We start from the raw sequence: 22,785 nt of genomic DNA, 5'->3' as shown, positions 1-22,785 counted from the left end.
CCGAAAACCCCGAACCCCACTGTTCAAGGAGGAACACCGTGACCACCGCAACCGACAAGACCTTCGCCCGCGACAATCCGGTCAAGGTGTCGATCGCCTCGATGATCGGCACCGCCGTCGAGAGCTACGACTTCTTCATCTACGGCACCGCGGCCGCCGCCTACTTCGGCTCGACGTTCTTCCACGCCGAGAACGAGTTCATCGGCGTGCTCGCATCGTTTGCGACCCTCGCCGTCGGCTTCCTGTTCCGCCCGTTCGGCGGATACCTCGCCGGCCACTACGGCGACCGGCTCGGCCGCAAGTTCATCCTCATCGCGGCCCTCTCGCTGATGGGCATCGCGACCGTGCTGATCGGCGTGCTGCCCACGTACGCGGCCGTCGGCGTGACCGCACCGATCCTGCTCATCCTGCTGCGTGCCGTGCAGGGCGTCGGCTACGGCGCCGAGTGGGGCGGCGCGGTGCTCATGGCGGTCGAACACGCCCCGGCCCGCCGCCGCGGCTTCTTCGGCTCGGTCACCCAGATCGGCATCCCCGCGGGTCTGCTGCTCGGCAACGGCGTGTTCCTGCTGTCGTCGGTGCTGTTCGAGGGCGACTGGGTGTGGCGCGTGCCGTTCCTGCTGTCGGCCGTCATGGTCGTGATCGGCCTGTGGATCCGGCTGGGCATCACCGAATCGCCCGCGTTCGAGAAGGTGAAGGCCGAAGGCCGCATCCACAAGCGCCCCGCGATCGAGGTCATCAAGAGCGACTGGCGCGTCATCCTGCGCATCATCGGCCTGCGGATGGCCGAGACCGGCGGCTACTACATCACCACGAGCTTCGTCATCAGCTACGTCGTGCTCGCGCAGATCATCGACAAGGAGTACGTGCTGCTGGGCACGATCGTCGGCTCGGCCCTCGGCCTCGGCTCCCACCTGCTGTACGGGGCATGGTCCGACCGCATCGGCCGGCGCAACGTCTTCCTCGTCGGATCGATCTTCACGATCCTGTTCGCATTCCCGATGTTCCTGCTCATCAACACCGGCGTGGTCGTCATGGTCGTCGTCGCGGTCGCCCTCGGCCTGCTGTTCAGCCACGACCCGATCTTCGCGGTCGAGGCCAGCTGGTTCTCGGAGCAGTTCCCCGCCGACGTGCGCTCGTCGGGCATCTCGCTCGGCTACAACGGCGCGTCGATCGTCGCAGGTCTGCTGCCGTTCCTCGCGACCGCGCTGTACGGGTGGGTCGGCTGGACCGGACCCGCCGTCCTGTTCGGCCTGCTCGGCGTGATCTCGACGGTAACCGCCGTGTTCACCCGCGAGACCGCGCCGGTCAAGACCGGCGAGCTGACCGGCGCACCGTCCGCGGCATCGGTCGCGGCCGCCGCCGAGTGAGGAGTCCCATGACGATGACGAAGATGGATGCCGCGACCCGCGCGGACCGTGTCGCGATCCTGCGCGACGCGGCCCATCGGATCCGCCTGAACGCCTTGAACATGGGTGAGGTGCAGGGGCAGGGGTACATCGGCCAGGCGCTCGGCGCCGCCGACATCCTCGCCGCCCTCTACAGGGATCAGCTGCGCTTCCACCCCGACGATCCGGACTGGGCCGACCGCGACCGCATGCTGCTGTCGACGGGGCACTATGCGATCGGGCTGTACGCGGCCCTCGCCGAGGCCGGCATCGTGCCGCTCGCCGAGCTCGAGACGTACGGGTCCGACGACTCGCGGCTGCCGATGTCGGGCATGGCCAGTTACACGCCGGGGATGGAGATCTCGGGCGGCAGCCTCGGCCACGGGCTCACGGTCGCGGTCGGCATGGCCCTCGGGCTGCGTCATCAGGGCAGCGACGCGCGCGTGTTCAACTTCCTCTCCGACGGTGAGCTCGACGAGGGCTCGACGTGGGAGGCGGCGATGTCCGCGGCATCCCACCGCCTCGGCAATCTCACCGCGGTCGTGGACATGAACGCGATGCAAGCCGACGGGCCCACGGCATCCGTCCTGTCGATCGAGCCCGTCGAACAGAAGTGGGCGGCGTTCGGCTGGCACGCCCAGCGCGTCGATGGCAACGATCCCGACGCGCTGCTGCGGGCGTTCGATGCGATCGCGGATCGCGACCCGGTCGGGCAGCCGCAAGTGCTCGTGTGCGACACGAAGGTCGGGCGTGGCGTGCCGCTGCTCGAGACGCGCGAGAAGAACCACTTCATGCGGGTCGACGAGCACGAGTGGGCGATCTGCCGCGACCAGCTGATCGCCGGGTACCAGCAGGAGGCACGATGAGCACCACGACCACGCGGCTGAAGACGTCGGCCATGATCGCCTCGTTCGCCGACCCCGGGCAGAAGACGGCCTCGGCGCCGTTCGGGCACGCGCTGAATGCGCTCGCCGAGACCGACCAGCGCATCGTCGGGCTGTCGGCCGATCTCGCCAAGTACACCGACATGCACGTGTTCCGCGACGCGCACCCTGACCGGTTCTTCCAGATGGGCATGGCCGAGCAACTGCTGTTCGGCGCCGCCGCCGGCATGGCCGAGGTGGGGCTCGTGCCGTTCGCGTCGACCTACTCGGTGTTCGCGACCCGGCGGGCGTACGACTTCGTGTGCCTCGACATCGCCGAGCCGAACCTCAACGTCAACATCGTCGGGGGACTGCCCGGGCTCACCACCGGTTACGGCCCCAGCCACCAGGCGACTGAAGACATGGCGATCTTCCGCGCCATGCCGAACCTGACGATCGTCGACCCGTGCGACTCCGTCGACATCGCCCAGGCCGTGCCGCAGCTGGCCGCGACCGACGGGCCGACGTACCTGCGCCTGCTGCGCGGCAAGGTGCCCACCGTGCTCGACGACTACGACTACACGTTCGAGCTCGGCAAGGCGAAGGTGGTGCGGCCCGGCGCCGACGTCGTGTTCGTCTCGAGCGGCCTCATGACGATGCGGGCGCTGCAGGCGGCCGAGCAGCTGGCCGCGCACAAGGTCGACGTCGCCGTCGTGCACGCCCCGACGATCAAGCCCTTCGACGAAGGCACCGTGCTCCGCGAGCTCGACACCCCGCGGTTGGCCGTGACCCTCGAGAACCACTCGGTGGTCGGCGGGCTGTTCGAGACCGTCGCCTCGGCACTGGTGCGCGGCGGCGTCTCGCGCCGGGTTGTGCCGGTCGGGCTGCCCGACGAGTTCCTCGCCGCCGGCGCCCTGCCGACGCTGCACGAGCGATACGGCCTGGCCACCTCGGTCATCGTCGACAGGGTGCTGAGCGAGCTGCGATGAAGTGCCTGATCCTCGACGACGACCCGACCGGGACGCAGTCGGCGACGGACGCGCTGGTCCTGCTCCGGTGGGATGCCGCGACCCTGACCGACGCGTTGCGCGCGCACGACGCGGTGTATCTGCTGACGAACACGCGGGCCGTCGACGAGCAGGCCGCGGTCACGCTGCTCGAGGGGATCCGTGATGACCGGGATGCGGCATCCATCGCCCTCGACGAGCCGGTGCACGTCGTGCTGCGCGGCGACTCCACGCTGCGGGGGCACGTGTTCGCCGAGACCGAGGTGTTCGCGTCGGACGACGACGTGGTGCTGTTCGTGCCGGCGTTCCCGCAGGGCGGGCGCACCACCCGGGGCGGCATGCACTACGTGCGACTGGACGGCGCCGACATCCCCGCGCACGACAGCGAATACGCCGATGACCCGGTGTTCCCGTTCGACACGGGCTTCTTGCCGGACTATGTGCGGCAGCGCTCGTCGCGCCCGACGGCCGAGGTCGGGCTCGATGCCGTGCGCGCCGGCGGGTTGGCGGACGCGCTGGCCGACGCCGCCCCCGGATCCGTCGTGCTGCCCGACGCCGTGACCGACGACGACGTGCGTCTGGTCGCGGCCGCCGTTCGGGATGCCTGGGCCCACGGCCGCCGTGTCGTCGTACGGTCGGCGTCCCCGCTGGCCGCGGCGATCGCGGGGGTCGAGAGCACCGGGCTGCTGCCCACGCCGCTGGTCGATGCGCCCCTGCCGACACTGCTGGTGTGCGGCTCGCACACCGACGGGGCGACCCGCCAGCTGGCGCCGGTCGCCGAGCGGTGGGGGGCGGTCGAGACGATCGGCACCGACGCGGCCTTCGCCGACCCGGATGCCGAGGCCGCCCGCGTCGTGTCTGCCGTGGAGTCACGGCTCGGTGCTGCCGGCTTTGCGGCGTTCGCGTCGGAGCGGGTGCGCCGCGCCGAGCACAACACCCTCGCCCACGGCGAACGGGTCATGACGGTGCTGACCGACGCCGTCGCCGCCCTGCGCGACCGCGTCGGCGTGGTCGTCTCGAAGGGCGGCATCACGTCGGCCGACGTGGCCCGCGTGGGCCTCGGCGCCGAGCGCGCCCTCGTGCGCGGGCAGGTCGTGCCCGGCGTCTCGGTGTGGGACGTCGTGACCCCCGAAGGCCGCCCGGTGCTCTACGTCGTGGTGCCCGGCAACGTCGGCGAGGCCGGCACGATCGTCGAGGTGCTCGAGGCGCTGCGCATCGGGGAGTGACGCGCGGCGGCGACGAGCGTCATCGGCTGTGCGATAACATCGCGCGGGTCCGTCATCCCCGGTCGTCAGAAGAAGAACGCCTTCGTGCCGAACCGACACGCGACACGGCTCGATGCTCCTGCGCCTCGGCGCGCAGTCGGTCGTTCTCGTCTTGCAGCGGCAGCACCATCGCGATCCCCGCGAGGTTGAGGCCTGCGCCCAGCAGATCGCCGATCCGACGCAAGCGGTCCAGATCGTCTGAGCTGTAACGACGCGTGCCCCCGTCCGTGCGTTCGGGTTCGAGCAACCCGCGCGCCTCATAGGCGCGCAGGTTCTGTACGCCCATCCCGGTCAGCTCGGCGGCCACCGAGATTCCGTAGACGCCCCGGGCGCCATTCACCTCTTGGTTCTTATCCCCTTGCATCATCCTGTCCTCGATGCTATAACAAATCTGTAGCGCAGGACACAGATCTAAGAAGGATCTGCGTCGAGAGCATCAGAGAAAACTAGATCATGGAGGTGATGACGATGCTGATGCGCACTGACCCGTTCCGAGAACTGGATCGGTTGACCCAGCAGATCTTCGGTGCCGATGGCACGCCTGCTCGTCCTTCGGTCATGCCGATGGACGCGTGGCGAGAAGGAGACACCTTCCACGTGGAGTTCGACCTGCCGGGCGTCGATCCGAAGTCGATCGATCTCGATGTCGAACGCAATGTGGTCACCGTCAGGGCGGAGCGGCCGATCCGCGCGAGCGACGCCGAGCTCATCGCGGCCGAACGACCGCGCGGTGTCTTCAGTCGGCAGCTGGTCCTCGGCGACAATCTGGACACGAACCAGATCAGCGCCAGCTACGACGCCGGCGTGCTCGCCCTGCAGATCCCGGTCGCAGAAGAGGCGAAGCCCCGGAAGATCTCGATCGCGAGCACGAGCGAGGGGCGCCAGGCCATCGGTGCCTGACCGCTCCTCGGGAGTGATCATGTCGAACGCACCGGCATTCGACGAGGCGGTGGCGCCCGAGACCGACGAGCGGTTTCTTGATCTGGTTCTCAGCGACGAGGAGCTGCTCGCGGTCGAGTTCGACGCGATCATCGCGGGTTCCTGGCTCGAACCACCGACCGATCGGCGGTCCGCCGCAGCGAACGCGTCCCCCACTGGTCGCACGGCTGGCCGCAGGTTGCATCGGATCGGGGCGCCCTCCGCAGGGGGCCCAGACGATGACGACGACGCGCCGGCGAGGAACCGGTCGCCCCCGCTCTCGAGGGGACGAACGATCGGACGAGGTGGCGTTCATCTCCGCCCGCACTGTTCGACCGCCAACGCCGCGCGATCGGGACGCGCGGCGTACGCGCCCGGATGGCGCACGCACTTCTCGCGGGCCGAGTGGGCGCCCTCCTCATCGGGTTGTGGCCCCGGCCGTCCGGCCGGGGCCACAACCCGATAGACCCGTCACGGAGCGGCGGGCTTCACGCTGCCGTCGATATGGTGCGGTTCGCTGATCGGGATGCGCGGCCAATGCGAAGCTACCCGCGGAAGTTGCCATCGCCCCGATCTGCTGCGGAGTGACGGTCGTTCGTCAGACCACAGACGAGGACCTGATCCTCGTCGAGGTCCATTCAATGGATGCCGGCGAGTGTCCCCGACGGGGAGGTCGCGCGCCGCCGGATGCCGGTCAGTCCGTGAACACCCGTGCCACCTCGTCGAGGCTCTCGATGATGTGGTGCTTCAGCAGGGCCTGGGCGCGGTCCCGGTCGAACTCCGCGATCGCGTCCGCGATGGCGCGGTGATGATCGACCGCCGTGTGCGGACGATTCGGTACGGCCGTGAACATCGCGATGCCCGTGCGCAGCTGTCGGTCGTGCAGAGAGTTGTACAGACGCGCGAACTCGGTGTTGCCGGTCGCCTTCACGAGCGTCCAGTGGAATTCCTTGTCGATGGCGACCATGTGGGGGATGGCGCCCGGCTCGTCGGGGTTCACGGCTGCCTGCTGCTCGACCAGTTCGTAGAGGTCGGGTGCGACCGGCACCCGATGCTCGCAGATCCAGTCGACGCCGTAGCCCTCCATGACGACGCGGGTCTCGGCCTGTTCTCTGATGCTCCGCAACGTGATCGCGGGGACCATGGCTCCGCGTCGCGGCACGTACTCGAGCAGACGCTCGGCGCTGAGCCGCAGGAAGGCCTCCCGCACGGGAGTGCGTGAGACCGCGATGGCGGTCGCCACCTCGGATTCGGTGACGACCGTCAGCGGGGGGAGCTGAAGCGTGACGATCAGCTCCTTCAAATAGTCATACGCGAAGTCCGTGGCCTTGACGCGTGGATCGCGGGTGCTCGGCGGCAGGTTCGGTTCTGTCGTCCACCCGCCGAACCGTCGGCGTGCGGGGTCGAGGACTCTACTCATGGCTCAGAGGCTACGCCCAGGAACGACCGAGAATGCGCGGTTGCTGAGGCTCGGGTTGCTGCGCCGCACGTCGTCGATGCGACTCTTGGTCACGGTGCCGATCGCAATGCTGTCCGCCGCCTCACCCGCCGAAGCGATCAACGTGCCCATGGGGTCGACGATCACGCTCTGGCCCGAGCCGATCGGGCCGGTCTGGCCGCACGCCGCCATGTAGATGGTGTTCTCGATCGCGCGTGCGCGGACGAGGGTCTCCCAGTGCAGTTCCTTCATCGGTCCGACGATCCAGTCGGCGGGCAACGCGATCACGTCGGCCCCGTTGTCGACCAGCCAGCGGAAGATCTCGGGGAACCGGAGGTCATAGCAGGTCGCCGCGCCGACGGTCAGACCATTGCACTCGAACAGAAGGGGGACCGAGATCGCGGCCGGGGTGACCGAGTCGCTCTCCCGGTAGCCGAACGCATCGTACAGATGCACCTTGCGGTATGTGCCCGCAAGGTTGCCCTCTCGATCGATGTGCACGAGCGTGTTGAACGGGCGCGGGTCGTCGGGGTTCGTCTCCGTCATCCCTGCGACGACGTCGACCCGGTTCTCGCGAGCCGCCGCCTGCAACCGCGACACGAACGGCCCGTCCAACGGTTCGAAGTACTTCTCGTCGGGTGCTTCCTTCGCCGCGTCGGAGTACATCGCGTTCTCGGGAAGGATGACGAGCTGGGCGTCCTTCGCCGCGCGCTCGATGAGTTCGACGGCTTTCGTCGTGTTGGCTGCGACGTCCCGAGTCGCGGCGAACTGGGCGACGGCGATGCTGAGTTGCGACATCTGCTGGTCCTTCCTAAGAGGCCTGAGGGAGGGTTCCCGCGGGGAAGTGCGCGGCCGCACCGCTCCACTCCGAGAGGCGCGCCCCCGAGACGATCTCGGCCTTCTTCGCCGGCTCGGCGCCCTCCTTCTCTCGAAGCACCGGCACGAGCTCGTCGATCTCGGCCTCCTTGAGCACGGCGATGCCGTCGCCGTCCGCATAGATGGCATCGCCCGGTTCGATGACGACCCCGCCGATCGTCACCGGGGTGTTGATCGCGCCCTCGATGCCGAGGATTCGCGTGGTGCGGGCTGACACTCCCTTCGAGAAGACGGGAAGGCCGAGCTCGCGGACCTCTTCGTAATCATTGGTGGCACCGGCCAGCACCACGCCGACGGCACCGCGGTTCTTGGCGGTGAAGGCGACCATGCCGCCGAAGCTCGATCGATCGTCGCCGGCCTGCTCGACCACGAGCACATCGCCCGGTCGCAGATAGTCCGCGGCGACGTGGAGCGCCGTCGAGTCCATGTGCGGCAGCCGGACGGTGACCGCGGTCCCGGCGAAGTGGATCGGTCGCAGATTGGGGGTGAGGCCGAGGACGAAGCCGTGATCGCGCATGTGCCCGAGAGTGGAGGTCTGCACGGTGAGCAGCGCCTGACGGCGTTCCTCGCTGATCTGCGGTGGCATCGGGTTGAACGTGAACATGTGTTCCTTCCGGGAGGGAGCCCTGCGCATCGGTGCGGCGGGGCATCGAGGACTTCAGTGAGAGAACTGACCAGGTTCGCTGCGCGAAGTTCCGAACAGCAGTGCATGCACTGCGTATACGCAATGTATACGTAACGAACACGAAAGCACAACCTCCCGATTTCAGACGGGAAGGCCGATCTCGTCACAACGCTTGCGTGCTCGTGAATCGTCTGGGTACCATGCAGGCCTGACCAGGTTCGTTGACACGGGGTCGGCTCAAGCGGTTGCACCGCTTTTCGAAGGAGAAACAGCCACCATGTCAATGAAGAAGAACCTCTTTGCCGGAATCCTCGTCACCGGGGCGCTGGTGCTCAGCGCCTGTGCCGGATCAGGGAGTGGAAGCGCGGGCTCGTCGGGCGGGCAGACCCAGATCAACGTGATGGGTTACGCGGCCATCTTCCAAGACACGTACACGAAAGCCGTGATCGACAAGTTCGAGCAGAAGTTCTCGAACATCAAGGTCAACTTCGTGCCCGCGCAGAACAGCGCCGAGATGCTCGGCAGGCTGCGCACCGAGAAGGGCAATCCCACCATCGATGTCGCGATCATGGACGCATCGGTGGCGAACACCGCGAACCACGAAGGACTGTTCCGCAAGATCTCGGCGAAGGACGTGCCCAACGTCGAGAACGTGGTTCCCCTCGGGCAGAATGCCGACGGGTACGGCCCTGCCGTGACCTTCGACAACCTCGTGCTGCTGTACAACCCGAAGGAGGTGTCGACGGCGCCGACGAAGCTGGCCGACCTGTGGAACGCGCCCGACAACTCGGTCGCGATCCCCGCGCCGCCGGACATCCAGGGGATCGCGTTCACGGCGCTGACCGCCAATCGCCTCGGGGACGACTACAAGAAGTCCGTCGACCCTGCGATCAAGGAGATCGCCAAGCTCGCACCGAAGGTCACGAGCTGGGATCCGAAACCCGACGTGTACCAGACGGTGAGCAACGGCGCCGCGAAGTACGCCATCGGATGGAACGCCCGGGGGCAGGTCTTCAGCGCCGGCTCGAACGGGGCGCTGAAGGTCGTGCAGCCCTCGGACGGGGTCGCCTTCCAGATCAACACGATCAACGCCGTCGAGGGCTCGAAGAACGCGGCAGCGGTGAACAAGTTCATCGACTACGCGCTGTCGGCCGAAGCGCAGGAGTCCTTCACCGACGCCATGTACTACGCCCCCACGGTCAAGAACGCCACGATCTCCGATAAGGCGAAGGATCTCGTCGCAGACCCGTCGGACCCCGACATCGTCCCGATCGACTGGATCTGGATGGCCGACAAGCGCGACGCCTGGACGAACCTCTGGCGCCGTGCGGTGATCGGCGGATGACCATGATCGCGACGAAGACGCGCCCCCACACCAAGACACGAGACGCGGTCGACACCGCATACCTGTCCATCCGAGGGTTGAAGAAGATCTACCCGAAGACCACCCGCCCCGCGGTCGACAGCGTCGACCTCGATGTCACGCAGGGTGAGCTGGTGGCGCTACTGGGCCCGTCGGGGTGCGGCAAGACGACCACGCTGCGCATGGTGGCGGGTCTGCTGCCGCCGAGCGCGGGGCACATCATGGTCAACGGCAGAGATGTCGTGTCGACGCCAGTGCACAAACGCGGCATGGGGATGGTGTTCCAGTCCTATGCGCTCTTCCCCCACATGTCCGTCTCCGAGAACGTCGCGTTCGGCCTGCAGATGAAGAAGACGCCTCGGGCGAAGACGCCCTCCCTCGTCCGCGCGGCGCTGGAGATGGTGCAGCTCGACCATCTGAAGGATCGGCGCCCGTCCGAGCTGTCGGGCGGGCAGCAGCAGCGGGTAGCGCTCGCGCGCGCATTGGTGATCGAGCCGACGCTGCTGCTCCTTGACGAGCCGCTGTCGAACCTCGACGCGAAGCTGCGGGAGTCGATGCGGCAGGAGATCCGCGGCATCCAGCAGAAATCCGGCACCACGACGCTGTTCGTGACGCACGATCAAGACGAGGCGCTCGACATGGCCGACCGCATCGCGATCCTCAACAACGGCGAGATCGAGCAGTTCGCGCCGCCGTCCGAAGTGTACGAGCGGCCGGCGACCCGGTTCGTGGCGGACTTTGTCGGCAAGGCGAACTTCCTGCCCGTGACCGATGTCGCTCCCGGGTCGGGGCGCGCGTACCGCGCGGTGTCGGAGTTGTTCGGACGCATCGATGTCGACGGTGCACAGAGCATCGCCGGCCGCGCCGCGTCTCTGGTCGTTCGGCCCCACCGGATGAGGCTCGAGGACGCCGTGGTCGATGAGACCGTTGACGTGCCACGTGCGCATGGACGGATCGTCGGTTCCAGCTACACCGGCAACGTGGTCAGCTACGACGTCCGACTCGATGACGGCCAGCTGATGCGCGTCGACCAGTTGAGCACGTCCGAGCGGGCGCGGGCGGTCGGCGACCGGGCGACCGTGACGTTCGACCCGCACGACGCGTACCTGGTCGAAGACGAAGAGGGGTGAGCCCATGACGCACGTGCAGATGCAGACGGCGCTCATCCGAACAGGCGGGCGGATGCCGCGAGAGCGCAAGAATCTGAGACAGCTCGGGCAGCTGGCGGGTCTGATCCTTCCTGGCTTCGTCGGGCTGCTCGTCGGATTCCTGCTGCCGCTCTTGATGATGATCAGGATGTCGCTGAACACGACCGGCAGCGGCGGGCAGCTGATCGAGGGCGTCAGCCTCGGCTCGTATCTCGACGCCCTCTCCGACCCGTTCTACTGGAAGGTCATCGGCAACACGCTTCTGCTGGGGGTCGGGTGCGGTGCGGCCGCCGTCGTGCTCGCATATCCGATCGCGCTGTTCCTGACCCGCACCACCTCCAAGTGGAAGGGCGCGCTGATCGCCCTCGCGATCGCACCGCTGCTGACCTCGGCGATCGCACGGACCTACGGCTGGATGGCGATCCTCGGCGACCGCGGCATCATCAACGACGCGGCCCTGAACCTCGGGCTGATCGGAACCCCGATGCGGCTGAGCAACAACCTGCTCGGGGTGTCGATCGCTCTCGTCGAGATTCTGATGCCGTACGCCGTGCTGGCGATGATCTCAGGATTCGGACGGTTGAATTCGTCGCTGGAGGAGGCGGCCGGCTCACTGGGTGCGTCGAAGCTCAAGGTGTTCACACGAGTGACCCTGCCGTTGACTCTGCCGGGCGTGTTCACCGGATTCCTCCTGGTGTTCGTGCTGGCCATCAGCTCGTTCGTCACCCCGAGCCTGCTCGGCGGTGGCCGGGTGTTCGTGCTGGCGACGGAGGTCTACAACGAGGCGACCCAGACGCTGAACTGGCCTCTGGCCTCGGCCCTGTCGGTGATCCTCCTGGTGCTGTTCGGCTTCTTGGTCGCGGTGTACCAGCGTCTGATCAAGAAATTCGAGGCATGACCATGGGCCGAACTCTCAACCGGGTCGTCGTGACCCTCGTGTATCTGTTCCTGCTGGCGCCGATCATCGCGGTGGTGCTGATCTCGTTCAACTCCTCGTCGCAGTTGTCGATACAGGTCGGGCTGCCCTCGCTGCAGTGGTACGGATTGATGCTCCAGAACCAGGACTTCATCAACGGCGCGGGCGTCAGCTTCCTGACGGCGGCCATCGTGGCGTTGGTGGTGCTGCTGCTCGGTGTTCCCATCGCGGTGGCGATCGCGCGGCACGACTTCCGGGGCCGGGGCGTCATCTCGGCCCTGTTCTTGTCGCCGCTGCTGGTCCCGAGCATCGTCATCGCGCTGGGCCTGCTGCTGGTCTTCCAGCCGCTGGGGTTGATCGGCACCTACCCCGGCATCGTCATCGCTCACTTCGGCATCACGGTGCCGTACCTGATCCGGACGACCCTGATGAGCTTGAAGACGAGCGATGTGAGATGCGAAGAGGCGGCGCGCGTCCACGGCGCCGGCGCCTTCACCACGTTCCGGCGGGTGACGTTGCCGATCATCGCCCCGGGCATCATCGCGGGCGGGGTGATGGCCTTCATCATCTCGTTCGACGAGGCGGTCATCTCGCTGTTCGTCGCCAGCTCGGGACGTGTGACGTTGCCGGTGGCGATGTTCCGGTACCTGCAGTACCGCGCGGATCCCTCGATCGCCGCTCTGTCGGTCGTGCTGATCGCGATCTCGGTCGCGCTCATCGTGATCGTGGAACGTGTCGCGGGCCTGCGCAAGGTCATGAGCGCGTAACGGCTGAGGCGGGGCGGCGATCTGGATGATCGCCGCCCCGCCCGCCCGTTCGCAGCGTGATGTCGGGCATCCGGCATCGACCTGCTCGCACGACATCCGGGCACGGCAGCCGAAAGCTCCCGCGCCCGGATGCGCGTCATGCCGAAGCGTTCGCGCGCTTGGGCAGCACCCAGCCGGCGCGGGGGAAGTGGCAGGTGTAGCCGTCCGGGTAGCGCACGAGGTAGTCCTGGTGCTCGGGCTCGGCCTCCCAGAACGGCCCTGCCGGCTCGATCGTCGTGACGGCCTTGCCCGGCCACACGCCCGACGCGTCGACGTCGGCGATCGTGTCGCGCGCGACACGCTCCTGCTCGGAGGTCAGGGGGAAGATCGCCGACCGGTAGCTCGTGCCGATGTCGTTGCCCTGACGGTTCAGCGTGGACGGGTCGTGGATCTGGAAGAAGAAGGCCAGGATGTCGCGGTACGTCGTCTGCGCCGGGTCGAACACGATCTCCACCGCCTCGGCGTGGCCGGGGTGGTTGCGGTACGTGGCATGGTCGTTCGTGCCGCCCGTGTACCCGACCCGCGTGTCGAGCACGCCCGGCTGGCGGCGGATCAGATCCTCCATCCCCCAGAAACAGCCACCCGCCAGGACCGCGGTCTCGGTGCCAGAGGTGCGGGTCACTGCGCCTGTGTCGTTGATTCCGCCGGTCATGCGGCGTCTCCCTCCGTGGTCGTGCGGTCGCTGGTCGTGGCGGTGTTCTCGAATAGGCCCCGGAACTCACCGTACCCGCGCTCGTCGAGCTCGGCCACGGGGATGAAGTCGAGCGCCGCCGAATTCATGCAGTAGCGCCGACCACCGGCATCCACCGGTCCATCGTCGAACAGATGGCCGAGATGGCTGTCGGCGCCGGACGAACGCACCTCGGTGCGGGTCATCCACAGCGAGCGGTCGGTCTTCGTGTGCACCGCGTTCTCGTCGATCGGCCGGGTGAAGCTGGGCCACCCCGTGCCGGAGTCGAATTTGTCGGTGGACGAGAACAGCGGCTGGCCCGACACGACGTCGACGTAGATGCCGGCGTCGTGGTTGTTCCAATATGCGTTGCGGAAGGCGGGTTCGGTGCCCTCGCGCTGAGTCACGCGGAACTGGTCGTCGGTGAGGCGGTCCAGCGCCTCGGGGGTCTTGCGGTACTCAAGCGACACGATGTCGTCTCCTTTTCCGACGCCGCTGGCTGCGGCGTCATCGGGTACAACGCGGCGAGGGTCGATTTCGGTCCCGCTCAGCTGGGTGTTTGCCGTGACGCCACCTCGCTGCGCGTCGTGACGGTGAAGAGGACGAGACAGTCCACATAAGGCCCGAATAGGGTGGATCTCGTGACAACGCCCGCTGAGCCTTCCGCCACGCGCCGGATCACCGCGCGCGGCGAGAAGACGCGCGCGCGGATCGTTGCCGCGGCCACCGAACTCATGCAGGTGCGCGGGGTGACGGCCACGACCCTCGACGAAGTCGTCGCCGCCAGCGGCGTGAGCAAGTCGCAGCTGTACCACCACTTCTCGGGCAAAGAGATGCTCGTGCGCGCCGTGGTCGAGGCGACCGGTGAGCGCGTCATCGGACGTGAGCGCGAGACCCTCGGCCGCGTGTCGACGATCGCGGGGCTGCGCCGCTGGCGCGACGCGCTCGTGCAGAACAATGCGCTGCGCCACGGCGCCTACGGGTGCGCACTGGGGTCGCTGTCGAGTGAGGTCTCCGACCACGACGACGTGGCGCGCGGCCTGCTGGAGCGGCTGTTCGCCGAGTGGCGCGATCAGCTCGCCGGCGCCCTGCGCCGCATCCAGGAGTCGGGCGCGCTGCCGGCGGACGCGCCCATCGATCAGCTCGCCACCGGGCTGCTCGGGGCGGTGCAGGGCGGGTACATGCTTGCCCAGACGGCGCGGGATGCCGCACCCATGGGCACCTCGATCGACATGGCACTCGCCCACATCGACAGCCTGTCGGCTGCGGCATCCTGAACTTTATTGGACGATTCCGTCCAATTCTGCGTAGACTCTTCCCGTCTCGTTCGGAACAGGCAGCAATTGCCCGCGTTCGAGCGCGACGCGACGTGAGGAGCAGATGATGAAGGCGATAGTGGCGACCGACCGCACGGCTGGCCTGCCGGGGCTGGCGCTGACCGAGGTGGCGGAACCGGATGCCGCGGCCCTGGCGGCCGACGAGAGCTGGAACTTCGGCGACGTGGTCGTGGCGGTGCACGCGTCGGGATTCACCGGCAACGAGCTGGAGTGGGCCTCGACCTGGGTCGACCGGGCCGGGCATGACCGCACGCCGACGATTCCGGGCCACGAGGTGGCCGGTGTCGTGACGGCCCTGAGCTATGGCACGACCGGTCTGTCGGTCGGGCAGCGGGTGTTCGGCCTCACCGACTGGACCCGCGACGGCACGCTCGCCGAGTACACGGTCGTCGAGGCGCGCAACCTCGCCCCGCTGCCCGGCGACATCGACTTCACGACCGGAGCGAGCGTGGTGATGTCGGGGCTGACCGCCTGGCAGGCTCTCTTCGACCACGGGCATCTCAAGGCCGGGCAGAGCGTGCTCGTGCACGGCGCGGCCGGCGCGGTCGGTGCGATGGGCGTGCAGCTCGCGCGCGAGGCCGGGGCGCACGTGATCGGCACCGGGCGCGCCGCGCACCGGCAGGCCGCCCTCGAGTTCGGCGCGAACGACTTCGTCGATCTCGACAGCGAAACGCTCGCTGACGTCGGCGCCGTCGACCTGGTCTTCGACGTGTTCGGCGGCGAGCTCGGGCGTCGATCGGTGGACCTGGTGCGACCCGGGGGCACATTCGTGACCGTGGCGGGGATGCCGCAGGCCCGCCCCGCCGACGGGCGAGCCGTCGGCTTCATCGTCGTGCCCCACCGGCCGCAGCTCGTCGAGATCGCCGCCCGCGTGCGCGACGGCCGAGTGCGCCCGCACGTCGGTCTGCTCACCACGCTCGACGACGCCGTGGAGGCGCTGAACGCTCCGCACCGACCCAGCGGCAAGATCATCGTCCAGGTGCGCTGAGGCTGCACCAGCGGATGCCGGACGGCGCGTGAGCGTCACTCACCCCGCAGTCGTCGGCAGGACGTAGCGCTCCCCGTCCCAGAGTTCGCCCTGCACGAGTCGTGACGCGACCTCGGTGAGCATCGTCACGCCGGCCACCGATTCGGCATCGGTGCTGTCTTCCTTCTCGTTGTGCGAAATGCCCTCGATGCTGGGGATGAACAGCATGACGGTGGGGACGACATCCTTCATGTTCGTCGAGTCGTGGCCCGCAACCGTGAGAATGCGGGATGCCGGCAGCCCGGCCGCCTCGGCGGCGGCGACGGCCAGCGCCACGCCTGCAGGCGTGTACGAGCGCAGGCCCCACTCGTGGGTGAGGGTCCGCTCGATCGTCACTCGCGCCGTCTTCTCGATTCGCGCGAACTCCTCCTCCAGCAGACGGTTGGCCTCTTCCAGCACGCCCTCGTCGACGGATCGCAGGTCGAGGTTGAATTCCGCGAACCGAGCGATCGTGACGGGTGAGTTGGGCAGTACCCGCATCGTCGACACGGCCGTATGCAGCTTTCCGGCGGGGACCCGGTCGGTCAGTTCACGGGCGGCGACGATAGTCAGCGCCGCTCCATACAGGGCGTCGCGTCGATCGGCCATGATGGTGGCGCCGGTGTGCGCCTGGTCGCCGTGCACTCGCACGACATACTTGCTGGCGGCCCAGGTGCCGTCGACGAGCCCGATCGTCTTGCCGGAATCCTCGAGGATGCGCCCCTGCTCGATGTGGATCTCCGCGTAGCTCGCGACCGCGAGCGGGGTCTCGAACGTGGCGTCGGGCATCAGCGCCTCGGCGACGGTGATCCCCATCGCGTCCGTGATGGCCAGCGCATCTTCGAGCGCCAGCTTTCCGGTCGCGACCGAGCTGCCCATCATGCTCGGCGAGAATCGGCTGCCCTCTTCGTTGAACCAGTCCACGACCGCGAGGTTCACGCTCGGGGTGATTTCGGCCGCCGCGACCCGGCCGGCCACGGCACGGGCCGCATGCCCGGCCGCCAGCACACCGTACGCGCCGTCGAACCGCCCCGCGAGAGGCTGGGAGTCGAGGTGCGAGCCGAGCAGCACATAGGGCGCCCCGGGTACGAAGGTGTGCAGACCGAAGACGTTCCCGATCCGGTCCATGCGCACGTCGAACCCATTGGCTTCGAGCCATCCCGACCACCAGGCACGGGATTCGTGGTCGGCGACCGTCGCCGCCTCGCGGTCGACCCCGCCGCCGGCGCTCCTGCCGATCGTCGAGAGCGCGGCGAAGTCCCGGAGGAATCGCGCCCCGTCGGCGCCGACTGTCGGCTGTGCTCCGGTGGAATGAGCGTCGGTGTTCATCGTCTTCCTCTCAGGGATGTGGGGCTGGCGTGCCGCCGACCTCATCGCATCGCCGGCTGCTCGGCAGTGAATGTGCATTCGCCGCCGACCCAGGTGCTCAGCACACCGATCCGGCCGATCGCGTCGGTCGGCACCCGGCGTGGGTCATCCGACAGCACGACGAAGTCCGCGAGCATTCCGGGGGCAAGGTGGCCCTTTCGCGCGGCCCACCCTGTCGCGCGCGCCGAACCGGTCGTGTACGCCGAGAGCGCCTGATCGACGGTGAGTCGCTCGTCGGGCCCGTAGACCCGACCGGTCTGCGTCGTGCGTTCGACGAACGCCTGGATGACGCGCAGCGGTGCACCTTCGGCGACGGGACAGTCGCTGCTGCCGGGCAGCGTGATGCCGGCGCGCAGAACGGATGCCGCAGGGTAGGACAAGAGCGTCCGTCGGTCGCCGAGCTTCTCGGCCATGCCGTCGCCGTACGCCGCGATGAACATCGGCTGCGGAACCAGTGCGGCCCCGAGACGCTTGATGCGCGGCAGCTGGTCGGGCCGGACCACGCCGCCGTGCTCGATCCGGTGCGGCATCGGCGGCGTGCGATGTGATGCGGCCACGGCGCCCTCCAGCAGGTCGAGGGCGAGATCGAGCCCGCGGTCGCCGATCGCGTGCGTGGCCACGGCCCACCCCGCATGCAGCGCACCGGTGATGGTCGCGGCCATGACGTCGGGGTCGCCCTGAAAGTAGCCGTTACCGGTGTCATGCCCGCAGTACGGCTCGGTCACAGCTGCGGTGCTGCCGAGCAGCGACCCGTCGACGAACAGCTTCATGGGCCCGATCTGCAGCCGATCGTCGCCGAGGCCGCAGCGGATGCCGGCGTCGAGACCGGTGAACGCCCCCTCGGTACGGTGCCCGCGGATGGGGTGGAGCACGTCCGAGGTGATCATCGTCTGCATGCGTGTGGAGAGCGTGCGGCGTTCGTGGGCGTCCTGATAGGCGGCGAATTCGCGGGGGCTGTGGCCGATCCAGCCTCCGCCGATCCCGGCATCCGTCACCGATGTCAGACCCTGACGCGCATACGCCCTCGTTGCGCGGTCGAGCGCTTGCGAGATGTCATGCACGGGGTCGGGCTGCAGCACGTCTTGCACGGGCCGCATGGCGTTCTCCTCCAGCAGTCCGGTCGCCCGCCCCTCGTCATCGGTGCCGATGAGCCCGCCGTCGATGCGCGCGTGCGGTCGACGCCCGATCCCGACTGCCTCCAGTGCGATGCCGTTCACGGTGTAAGCATGACCGGAGGCGTGCTTGATCAGCAGCGGTCGGCCATTCGCCGCACGGTCGAGGGCGTCCAGTTCGAGCGGAGCGCCGAGAGCCAGCGGATTGAAGCCGGCTGCGATGAGCCAAGCCGAGGCATCCGGGTCATCGCCAGACACCTGCGCGATCCTTTCGTACACCTGTGATCGATCGGTCGCACCGGTGAGGTCCATCTCGGACAGAGTCTGCCCGTACCAGACGCTGTGCGCGTGGGCATCGTTGAAGCCGGCCATCAGAAAAGCGCCACGCGCATCCAGCCGGGCTTCGGCGGTCATCCCTTCGAGCTGCTCGTCGAAACCCACGATCAATCCCTGCCACACGCCGACGGCGCTCGCCGCCGGCCGCTGCGCCCACCCCGTACGGATGCGGGCGTGGGAGATGATCAGATCGATATGCATGGGACCGCCTGGCTTCATGTGGTGCCCCCTTCGACACCGCATATCCATTACATCTGTGCTGGTTCACACGTACAATGGACTTTCGCCGCGCAATCGAGGGCGCGATTGTGAAATTGTCCAATCCAAGGGTCGAAGAGGACGCAGCCATGGGCACCGACGCCGCCGAATGGACCCGCTTGATCGACCGGCTCGACGAGGCGATCCCTCGGGTCGCCGAGGACTTCCTCACAGAGTTCGCCGCACGCGGCCTCTACCCCGCGGGCGCGGTCTCGGATGAGGATCTCCGTGCCACCGCGGAACAGACGCTGCGCATGCTCGTGCACCGGCTCGACGATCGGGGCTCGAGCCCGGCCGCGACCGATCTCGTCCATTCCCTGGGCGAACGTCGCGCGCGCCAAGGCGTCCCGCTCGACACGCTCACCGAAGCCGTGCGACTGGACCTGCTGGTGATCTGGCGATGGCTGCGGGAGCTCGCCGGCGACAAGTACACGGTGCTGGTCGCGGACCGGTTCGAGGTCATCTTCGAAGTGCTCGACCGGTATGTGCTCGAGGTGCAGACGTCGTTCCTGCGAGAGCAGGCGGCACTGGAGCGGGATTCGCGCCGTGCGACGGAGCGTGATCTGTCGCGGCTGTTCAACAGCATCCCTCCGACGGCATCCGTTGTGGAGCGTGCGGCATCGGCGACAGGGATCGGCGCGGCGCAGCGGCTCGACCTGGCGGTGTTCGACGAGCAGAAGTCGGGTGACGCGCTTGAGCGGCTGGAACGCGTCATCGCCATCGGGGCGGCGTGCACATACACCTATGACGGAGCGCTCTGCGTCTTCTGGCGTCACGATGCGCCGCCGTTCGACGTCGCGTCGATTCACCCTGTCGGCGGCCTCCTCGTGAAGGAGCTCGACGGGCTCGCGCAGTTGCCCCTCGTGGCGCGCACGCTGCGGGATGCCTTGCACGCGGTCGGCCCCCTCGACGTGCTCACCGCGTTCAGATCGGCCTGGCCGGCTGTCGTCGCGGACCACATCATGACGATCATGCCCTCGTTCATCCCCTCCGCCCTCGCAGGTCTCGACGGCACCGGAGCGTATGAACGGGAACGGCTGGTGGCGACAGTGCGCTCGTACATGCAGACCGGATCGATCAAAGAGACGGCAGAAGCGGTCTTCTGTCATCGGAACACGGTGGTCAACAGGCTGAGCACATTCACGCGGCTCACGGGGCTCGATGTCACCGTGCCGGAGCAAGCGGCGCTGGCAGTGGTGGCGCTTCAGACCGTCCACGCCTGACGTCGAGGTCATGCGTATTGTGCAATTGTCGATTTCAGATGCAGAATGGCGCGTCTAATCGCCATTGAGGGTGGGCGAATGTTGCGTCACGATTGATCCGGCGCGACGGCCTCGTTGCGCCGTATTCGGACGAAGGAGCCCCCATGCCCGGTGAACGCGACGACGCGGTCGGCCAGGTGACGACCGAAACCGGCACGGTCGTCCACATCACACCCAAGGAGTTGCGACACATCGCGGCCGCGGCATTCGTGGGCACCGCTCTTGAGTGGTACGACTACTTCCTGTTCGGCACCGCGGCGGCGATCGTCTTCAACAGACTGTTCTTCTCGGCGCTGAACCCGACCGCTGCGGTGCTGGCCGCGTTGGCGACGTTCGGCGTCGGCTTCGCCGCTCGGCCGATCGGGGCGTTCTTGTTCGGCATCATCGGCGACCGTCTCGGACGCCGGCCGACGCTCATCATGACGATCATCTTCATCGGCACAGCGACCGGCCTGATCGGTGTCCTCCCCACATATACGGATGTCGGCATCCTCGCGCCCGCCTTGCTGGTGCTGTTGCGGCTGTTCCAGGGCCTCACGGTCGGCGGTGAGTGGGGCGGCGCGACGACCATCGCGATCGAGCACGCGCCGGCGAAGCGGCGGGCCCGCTATGCCGCGCTCGTCCAGGTCGGCTCGCCCGCAGGGACGCTGCTGTCGTCGGGCGTGTTCGCGCTGGTGCTCCTGCTCCCGCCCGAGGTCTTCGACGCGTGGGGGTGGCGGCTGGCGTTCCTTGTCGCGTTCCCGATGCTGCTGGTGGCGCTCTGGATTCGACTGAAGGTCGAGGAGTCCCCCGTGTTCAAGGAACTCGTGCGGATGGACAAGCGCGCGAAGGTTCCCGCACTCGATGTGTTCACGAAGTCGTGGCGCCGGCTGATCGTTGCGATCGCGGCGGCGTTCCTCGGCGTCGGCGGGTTCTACGTGATGAACACGTTCGTGGTCAGCTACGTGACCAACACCCTCGGCGGCGACAGGCAGGTCGTCGTCAACGCGACACTGATCGCGGCCGTGGTGCAGATCGCCGTGATCCTGGTGTTCGGCCGGGTTGCCGAGAAGATCGGACCCGGACGCGTCACCTTCTGGGGCGGACTTGCCACAGCCGTGGCCGCGTGGCCGCTGTTCGCACTGATCGACACGAAGTCGCCGGCGGCGATCACCGTCGCCGTCGCGCTGGGTATCGGGCTCTTGACCATCACGTATGCGGTCACCGGCGCGTTGCTGAGCGAACTCTTCCCGGCCGAGCAGCGTTATTCCGGCGTATCGCTCGGGTACAACATCGCGGGTGCCCTCTCGGGATTCCTGCCGTTCCTCGCCACCTGGTTGATCAATGCCAGCGGCACCACCGCTTCGTGGCCCGCCGTCGTGATCTTGGTCGTCATCTCGCTGATCACTGCCGTCGGGGGAATCGTGGGTGAGCGCCTGCGGGTGAAGGACCAGGCCATCGTTTACGAGGGGTGAGAGCGCGCGCTGGGTGGACCGTCTGTTCGTCCTCCCCCGGCCGGCCGGGCGTCTTACCATCGTCAGACGTCCGGCGCCGGTCACGAGATCGGCGGCGCAGACCAGGCCCCGGCTGCGCCTCAGAACGCTCACCGTCTCCGTCTCGCAGTACCGTCGGTATCGGCGGCGCACGTCGCGATGACCGCGCCCGGTGACACCTTCGTCGGCGGGCATCTCGTGGCACTCGCCACCGCAGAGACCACCGCAAAAAACCACCGCAGAGACCACCACACAGAGCACCGCACAGAGGAAGGCCACGTCATGATCGCTCCCGTCCTGCTTCCCGCGAACCGTCCCACGCCGCGTGCCTACCGCGGTGGTGCCGCGATCGAGCATTTTCGTGGCATCCCGGCGACCGGCGACGCGTGGCTGCCCGAAGACTTCGTGGCATCCACCGTCACGACGTTCGGATCCGCCGACCAGGGCCTCACGGTCATCGACGGCGTCTCGCTGCGCGACCGCATCGCCGCCGACCCCGCCGGATACCTCGGCGAAGCGCACGTCGCCGCCTTCGGCGCCGACCCCAAGCTGCTGAGCAAGCTGTTGCACACGGCAGATCGCATCTTCGTGCATGCCCACCCCGACGGCGCGTACGCGCAGCGCGAACTGCACGTCGCGAACGGCAAGACCGAGGCGTGGATCGTCCTCGACGTCGAGCAGGGTTCGTCCGGCACCGCCTGGGTGGGCTTTCGCGACGATGTCGACGAGGCCGTGCTCGCGTCGTGGTTTGCGAGCCAGGACTCTGCGGCGATGCTGAGCGCGATGAACGAGGTCACGCTGCGGCCCGGGGATGTGCTGTTCGTGCCGGCCGGCATGCCGCACTCGATCGGTGAGGGGATGCTGATCCTCGAACTGCAAGAGCCCGCCGACCTGTCGATCATCCTGGAGTACGCGCCCTACGAACGACTGACCAAGGCCGACTCCCTGCTCGGGCTCGACGAGGCCACGGCTCTGCGCGCCGTGTCGCGTTCTGCAGTGGGAACAGAGCAGATCAAGGGATGCCGCAGCCAGGTGTCCACGGGGTCATTCCTGCCCGCCGCGGCTGACGGCTTCTTCCGCGCTGAGGGAGTGACGGTCACGAAGGAGCAGGGGGTCGAGCTCGATCCGCAGTTCGCCGTGTTCGTGGTCACCGACGGTGCGGGCGAACTGGCGTGGGACGGCGGTGCGCTCGCCGTCGGTGCGGGCGACACCGTGCTGATTCCCTTCGGCGCCGGCGCGATGCGGGTGTCAGGTGCTTTGTCGGCGATTCGCGGGATGCCGCCGGCGGTGTCGTAGCGCTGACGCGCCGGCGAGCCCTCTATGGGTGAGATGCCGGCCGCGTCACGACGATCGC

General features: G+C 67.9%; 22 protein-coding genes. 14 read left to right on the top strand and 8 right to left on the bottom strand.

Translation table 11 applies throughout. From position 1 onward, the window contains the following. The first annotated feature begins 38 nt into the window (after window positions 1–38). Genes AC3RX0_RS09885 through AC3RX0_RS09870 form a run of 4 tightly spaced genes read left to right on the top strand, consistent with a single transcriptional unit; the run spans window position 39 to window position 4,481 of the window. Complete coding sequence (locus tag AC3RX0_RS09885) at window positions 39–1,367, top strand: MFS transporter (RefSeq protein WP_491505810.1); 1,329 nt, start codon at window positions 39–41, stop codon at window positions 1,365–1,367. Window positions 1,368–1,375: 8 nt separating this feature from the next. Continuing rightward, window positions 1,376–2,251 carry a transketolase gene (locus AC3RX0_RS09880; RefSeq protein WP_491505809.1) on the top strand — a complete coding sequence of 292 codons (876 nt, stop codon included), beginning with the start codon at window positions 1,376–1,378 and terminating at the stop codon, window positions 2,249–2,251. Further along, entirely contained in the window at window positions 2,248–3,237 is a 990-nt protein-coding gene (locus AC3RX0_RS09875; protein ID WP_491505808.1) for a transketolase family protein, read from the top strand. Before AC3RX0_RS09880 ends, AC3RX0_RS09875 begins: the two co-directional genes overlap by 4 nt. Next, the gene (locus AC3RX0_RS09870; RefSeq protein WP_491505807.1) at window positions 3,234–4,481 is read left to right on the top strand and encodes a four-carbon acid sugar kinase family protein; all 1,248 of its coding nucleotides are present in this window, start codon (window positions 3,234–3,236) and stop codon (window positions 4,479–4,481) included. The genes AC3RX0_RS09875 and AC3RX0_RS09870 overlap by 4 nt, the downstream gene beginning before the upstream one ends. A gap of 52 nt (window positions 4,482–4,533) precedes the next feature. Here AC3RX0_RS09870 and AC3RX0_RS09865 read toward each other — a convergent pair whose 3' ends face one another. Next, a complete protein-coding gene (locus AC3RX0_RS09865; protein WP_491505806.1) occupies window positions 4,534–4,827 on the bottom strand; it encodes a MerR family transcriptional regulator in 294 nt (97 codons plus the stop codon). A 161-nt stretch (window positions 4,828–4,988) separates the two neighbouring features. Between AC3RX0_RS09865 and AC3RX0_RS09860 the strand changes: the two genes are divergently transcribed. Continuing rightward, window positions 4,989–5,420 carry an Hsp20/alpha crystallin family protein gene (locus AC3RX0_RS09860; protein ID WP_491505805.1) on the top strand — a complete coding sequence of 144 codons (432 nt, stop codon included), beginning with the start codon at window positions 4,989–4,991 and terminating at the stop codon, window positions 5,418–5,420. Window positions 5,421–6,132: 712 nt separating this feature from the next. Here the strand turns inward: AC3RX0_RS09860 and AC3RX0_RS09855 are convergent. The 3 genes from AC3RX0_RS09855 to AC3RX0_RS09845 are packed head-to-tail and all read right to left on the bottom strand — an operon-like array spanning window position 6,133 to window position 8,356. Beyond that, complete coding sequence (locus AC3RX0_RS09855; protein ID WP_491505804.1) at window positions 6,133–6,858, bottom strand: GntR family transcriptional regulator; 726 nt, start codon at window positions 6,856–6,858, stop codon at window positions 6,133–6,135. 3 nt (window positions 6,859–6,861) lie between these two features. After that, complete coding sequence (locus tag AC3RX0_RS09850) at window positions 6,862–7,674, bottom strand: carbon-nitrogen hydrolase family protein (protein WP_491505803.1); 813 nt, start codon at window positions 7,672–7,674, stop codon at window positions 6,862–6,864. A 13-nt stretch (window positions 7,675–7,687) separates the two neighbouring features. After that, window positions 7,688–8,356: an RraA family protein gene (locus AC3RX0_RS09845; RefSeq protein WP_491505802.1), complete on the bottom strand. Its 669-nt coding sequence runs from the start codon at window positions 8,354–8,356 to the stop codon at window positions 7,688–7,690. A 298-nt stretch (window positions 8,357–8,654) separates the two neighbouring features. On the opposite strand from AC3RX0_RS09845, the gene AC3RX0_RS09840 reads away from it, so the two are divergent. From AC3RX0_RS09840 to AC3RX0_RS09825, 4 genes are read left to right on the top strand one after another with little or no spacing between them, the layout of a single operon-like run. Beyond that, window positions 8,655–9,722, top strand: a complete 1,068-nt coding sequence (locus tag AC3RX0_RS09840; RefSeq protein ID WP_491505801.1) for an extracellular solute-binding protein — start codon at window positions 8,655–8,657, stop codon at window positions 9,720–9,722. Continuing rightward, window positions 9,719–10,870 carry an ABC transporter ATP-binding protein gene (locus tag AC3RX0_RS09835; protein WP_491505800.1) on the top strand — a complete coding sequence of 384 codons (1,152 nt, stop codon included), beginning with the start codon at window positions 9,719–9,721 and terminating at the stop codon, window positions 10,868–10,870. The genes AC3RX0_RS09840 and AC3RX0_RS09835 overlap by 4 nt, the downstream gene beginning before the upstream one ends. 4 nt (window positions 10,871–10,874) lie before the next feature. Beyond that, a complete protein-coding gene (locus tag AC3RX0_RS09830; protein ID WP_491505799.1) occupies window positions 10,875–11,786 on the top strand; it encodes an ABC transporter permease in 912 nt (303 codons plus the stop codon). Then, on the top strand, window positions 11,783–12,571 hold the full coding sequence (locus AC3RX0_RS09825; RefSeq protein WP_491505798.1) for an ABC transporter permease: 789 nt from the start codon (window positions 11,783–11,785) through the stop codon (window positions 12,569–12,571). The genes AC3RX0_RS09830 and AC3RX0_RS09825 overlap by 4 nt, the downstream gene beginning before the upstream one ends. A 136-nt stretch (window positions 12,572–12,707) precedes the next feature. On the opposite strand, the gene msrA is transcribed toward AC3RX0_RS09825, so the two are convergent. Beyond that, window positions 12,708–13,262 (bottom strand): peptide-methionine (S)-S-oxide reductase MsrA, encoded by a 555-nt coding sequence (gene msrA, locus AC3RX0_RS09820; protein WP_491505797.1) that lies wholly within the window; start codon window positions 13,260–13,262, stop codon window positions 12,708–12,710. Continuing rightward, window positions 13,259–13,750, bottom strand: a complete 492-nt coding sequence (gene msrB / locus AC3RX0_RS09815; protein WP_491505796.1) for a peptide-methionine (R)-S-oxide reductase MsrB — start codon at window positions 13,748–13,750, stop codon at window positions 13,259–13,261. The genes msrA and msrB overlap by 4 nt, the downstream gene beginning before the upstream one ends. A gap of 171 nt (window positions 13,751–13,921) precedes the next feature. Here msrB and AC3RX0_RS09810 point away from each other — a divergent pair, with 171 nt between their 5' ends. Next, on the top strand, window positions 13,922–14,557 hold the full coding sequence (locus AC3RX0_RS09810; protein ID WP_491505795.1) for a TetR/AcrR family transcriptional regulator: 636 nt from the start codon (window positions 13,922–13,924) through the stop codon (window positions 14,555–14,557). Window positions 14,558–14,660: 103 nt separating this feature from the next. After that, window positions 14,661–15,605 carry an NADP-dependent oxidoreductase gene (locus AC3RX0_RS09805; RefSeq protein ID WP_491505794.1) on the top strand — a complete coding sequence of 315 codons (945 nt, stop codon included), beginning with the start codon at window positions 14,661–14,663 and terminating at the stop codon, window positions 15,603–15,605. Between the two features lie 39 nt (window positions 15,606–15,644). On the opposite strand, the gene AC3RX0_RS09800 is transcribed toward AC3RX0_RS09805, so the two are convergent. Further along, the gene (locus AC3RX0_RS09800; RefSeq protein WP_491505793.1) at window positions 15,645–16,952 is read right to left on the bottom strand and encodes a hydantoinase/carbamoylase family amidase; all 1,308 of its coding nucleotides are present in this window, start codon (window positions 16,950–16,952) and stop codon (window positions 15,645–15,647) included. Window positions 16,953–16,993: 41 nt separating this feature from the next. Beyond that, window positions 16,994–18,640 (bottom strand): amidohydrolase, encoded by a 1,647-nt coding sequence (locus tag AC3RX0_RS09795; protein ID WP_491505792.1) that lies wholly within the window; start codon window positions 18,638–18,640, stop codon window positions 16,994–16,996. Window positions 18,641–18,786: 146 nt separating this feature from the next. Here AC3RX0_RS09795 and AC3RX0_RS09790 point away from each other — a divergent pair, with 146 nt between their 5' ends. The 3 genes from AC3RX0_RS09790 (at window position 18,787) to AC3RX0_RS09780 (ending at window position 22,727) form a co-directional block, all read left to right on the top strand. Further along, window positions 18,787–19,920 carry an RsbRD N-terminal domain-containing protein gene (locus tag AC3RX0_RS09790; RefSeq protein WP_491505791.1) on the top strand — a complete coding sequence of 378 codons (1,134 nt, stop codon included), beginning with the start codon at window positions 18,787–18,789 and terminating at the stop codon, window positions 19,918–19,920. Between the two features lie 143 nt (window positions 19,921–20,063). Further along, window positions 20,064–21,413, top strand: a complete 1,350-nt coding sequence (locus tag AC3RX0_RS09785; RefSeq protein WP_491505790.1) for an MFS transporter — start codon at window positions 20,064–20,066, stop codon at window positions 21,411–21,413. 300 nt (window positions 21,414–21,713) lie between these two features. Then, window positions 21,714–22,727, top strand: coding sequence for a class I mannose-6-phosphate isomerase (locus AC3RX0_RS09780; RefSeq protein ID WP_491505789.1), 1,014 nt, complete (start codon window positions 21,714–21,716; stop codon window positions 22,725–22,727). Window positions 22,728–22,785 lie beyond the last annotated feature (58 nt).

The sequence above is a fragment of the Microbacterium sp. W1-4-2 genome (genome assembly GCF_058349885.2).
Note: the sequence above shows the minus strand (reverse complement) of the source record. Positions and strands in the feature narration are given on the sequence as shown.

Coding starts and splice junctions, on each gene's coding strand:
- AC3RX0_RS09880 (WP_491505809.1), top strand. CDS start 1,376: ATGACGATGACGAAGATGGATGCCGCGACCCGCGCGGACCGTGTCGCG.
- AC3RX0_RS09875 (WP_491505808.1), top strand. CDS start 2,248: ATGAGCACCACGACCACGCGGCTGAAGACGTCGGCCATGATCGCCTCG.
- AC3RX0_RS09870 (WP_491505807.1), top strand. CDS start 3,234: ATGAAGTGCCTGATCCTCGACGACGACCCGACCGGGACGCAGTCGGCG.
- AC3RX0_RS09860 (WP_491505805.1), top strand. CDS start 4,989: ATGCTGATGCGCACTGACCCGTTCCGAGAACTGGATCGGTTGACCCAG.
- AC3RX0_RS09855 (WP_491505804.1), bottom strand. CDS start 6,858: ATGAGTAGAGTCCTCGACCCCGCACGCCGACGGTTCGGCGGGTGGACG.
- AC3RX0_RS09850 (WP_491505803.1), bottom strand. CDS start 7,674: ATGTCGCAACTCAGCATCGCCGTCGCCCAGTTCGCCGCGACTCGGGAC.
- AC3RX0_RS09845 (WP_491505802.1), bottom strand. CDS start 8,356: ATGTTCACGTTCAACCCGATGCCACCGCAGATCAGCGAGGAACGCCGT.
- AC3RX0_RS09840 (WP_491505801.1), top strand. CDS start 8,655: ATGTCAATGAAGAAGAACCTCTTTGCCGGAATCCTCGTCACCGGGGCG.
- AC3RX0_RS09835 (WP_491505800.1), top strand. CDS start 9,719: ATGACCATGATCGCGACGAAGACGCGCCCCCACACCAAGACACGAGAC.
- AC3RX0_RS09830 (WP_491505799.1), top strand. CDS start 10,875: ATGACGCACGTGCAGATGCAGACGGCGCTCATCCGAACAGGCGGGCGG.
- AC3RX0_RS09825 (WP_491505798.1), top strand. CDS start 11,783: ATGACCATGGGCCGAACTCTCAACCGGGTCGTCGTGACCCTCGTGTAT.
- msrA (WP_491505797.1), bottom strand. CDS start 13,262: ATGACCGGCGGAATCAACGACACAGGCGCAGTGACCCGCACCTCTGGC.
- AC3RX0_RS09805 (WP_491505794.1), top strand. CDS start 14,661: ATGATGAAGGCGATAGTGGCGACCGACCGCACGGCTGGCCTGCCGGGG.
- AC3RX0_RS09800 (WP_491505793.1), bottom strand. CDS start 16,952: ATGAACACCGACGCTCATTCCACCGGAGCACAGCCGACAGTCGGCGCC.
- AC3RX0_RS09795 (WP_491505792.1), bottom strand. CDS start 18,640: ATGCATATCGATCTGATCATCTCCCACGCCCGCATCCGTACGGGGTGG.
- AC3RX0_RS09790 (WP_491505791.1), top strand. CDS start 18,787: ATGGGCACCGACGCCGCCGAATGGACCCGCTTGATCGACCGGCTCGAC.
- AC3RX0_RS09785 (WP_491505790.1), top strand. CDS start 20,064: ATGCCCGGTGAACGCGACGACGCGGTCGGCCAGGTGACGACCGAAACC.
- AC3RX0_RS09780 (WP_491505789.1), top strand. CDS start 21,714: ATGATCGCTCCCGTCCTGCTTCCCGCGAACCGTCCCACGCCGCGTGCC.